A 1,898-nucleotide genomic window follows, 5' to 3' on the forward strand; every position below is an offset into this window, starting at 1 on the left:
GTCCAGCAGGGGCGCCGGCCCCGCCCCGGCGCCCCTGCTGGACGAGCTGTTCGACCCGGCGAACCGGGCCGACCCGTACTCCCGCTACGACCGGCTACGCGACGCCGGCCCCCTGCACATGTCGGACTTCGGGCTGCACGTGGCGACCCGCTACACCGACTGCGTCAAGATCCTGCAGAGCGCGGACTGGGGGCACGACAAGGAGGCGGAGCAGCTGCACCCGACCATCCCGGCGGCGGCCTTCCCGGACACCTTCCTGTGGATGGAGCCGCCCGACCACACCCGGCTGCGCGGCCTGGTCACCAAGGGCTTCACGGCGCGCCGGGTGGCCGGCCTGCGGCCACGCATCGAGGAACTCGTCGACGAACTGATCGACGCCGCGCTCGACGCCGGCGAGTTCGACTTCATCGAGACGATCGCCTACCCGCTGCCGCTCACCATGATCTGCGAGATCCTGGGGGTGCCCGCCGAGGACCACCCGCTGGTGCAGCAGTGGTCGCAGGCGCTCTCCCGCGCGTTCGACCCGGACCTCCACATGACTCCCGAAGCGCTCGCCGCCCGCAACGCGGCGCTGCCGGAGTTCGCCGGCTACTTCCGCCAGCTCGTCGACGAACGGCGCCGGCACCCCGGGGACGACCTGATCAGCTCCCTGGCCGCGGTGGAGGACCAGGGCGACCGGCTCACCGCCGACGAGCTGCTCGGCACCTGCATCACCCTCATCATCGCCGGCCACGAGACGACCGTGAACCTGGTCGGCAACGGCGCCCTCGCCCTGCTGCGCCACCCCGACCAGCTCGAGCTGCTGCGCCGGCGGCCGGAGCTGATCCCCCGGGCCGTCGACGAGCTGCTCCGCTACGACTCGCCCATCCACATGAACACCCGGGCCGCCAAGCGGGAGCTGGTGGTCGGCGGCCGGGCCTTCGCCCCCGGTGAGGGCGTGGTCGCCCTGATCGCCTGCGCGAACCGTGACCCGGCCGCCTACGACGACCCGGACCGGCTCGACGTCACCCGCTTCCACGGCGACCAGCCGGTCTCCCGCCACCTGTCCTTCAGCCTCGGCCACCACTACTGCCTGGGCGCGCCGCTCGCTCTGCTGGAGATGGAGATCTTCCTGGCCGCGTGGGCGGACCGGGTCGGTACCGCCGAGCTCCGCACCGACGAGCCGGCGTACAAGCCGAACATCCTCATCCGAGGCCTGGCGGATCTCCCGGTGCGCTTCCGGGCCGCGCGACGCTGAAACCCGCGGCCCCGGGGAATCGAGAGAAATCAAAGGGCCGAAAGGACGGACGGAAGAACGGAAGGAAGGCGAGGCGGAACGGCGGAACGCCGGAACGCCGGAACGCCGGAACGCACCGGCCGAGGCAGGGCCTGGCACGGCGGAGCAGGCCCGGCCTCGGCCGGCGAGATGACCCGGGACGGCCATGGTGACCGGTGGTGGTTACGCCGCCCGGCCCGGCGGAGTTCCGCCTCCAGGTAAGCGCGGCGGGACGGGTACGGGTGGGTTGCGCCGCCGGGGCGCCCCGGCGTCCGTATACCGTATGACGATGTTCTCCGATGCCTGGTTCTCCGATGCCCGTGGCCCCCGCGCCGGTGGAGCCCTCTGATGGCCGGCCAGTCCAGGCGCGGCGGCAGTGGTGTGGCCCGCGGCGGCCAGGGCGGCCGCGCGGCCAAATCCGGCTCGCACCGCAAGGGTGCGTCGCTCGGTAGCGGGGGTCAGCGGCGGAAGGCCCTCGAGGGACGAGGCGCAACCCCGCCGGCGGAGATGCGTCCCGGTCACCCGGCCCAGCGTCGGGCCGCCGCCGCCGCGGCCGGCGAGGAGCGGCGACCCGGAGCGGCGCATACCGCCGACAAGAGCACCCGCCGTGACGACCGAGGCCGTGACAACCGGCCGCGCGGCC

1 protein-coding gene and 1 pseudogene are annotated in these 1,898 nt (G+C 73.7%); both read left to right on the top strand.

What is annotated here, in order from left to right:
• Positions 1–34: 34 nt before the first annotated feature.
• On the top strand, positions 35–1,237 hold the full coding sequence (locus AC5LUJ_RS21030) for a cytochrome P450 (RefSeq protein WP_493465583.1): 1,203 nt from the start codon (positions 35–37) through the stop codon (positions 1,235–1,237).
• A 366-nt stretch (positions 1,238–1,603) separates the two neighbouring features.
• A pseudogene (locus tag AC5LUJ_RS21035) lies at positions 1,604–1,898 on the top strand (23S rRNA (guanosine(2251)-2'-O)-methyltransferase RlmB); the annotation flags it as partial.

Source organism: Protofrankia sp. CiP1_Cm_nod3 (genome assembly GCF_982290655.1).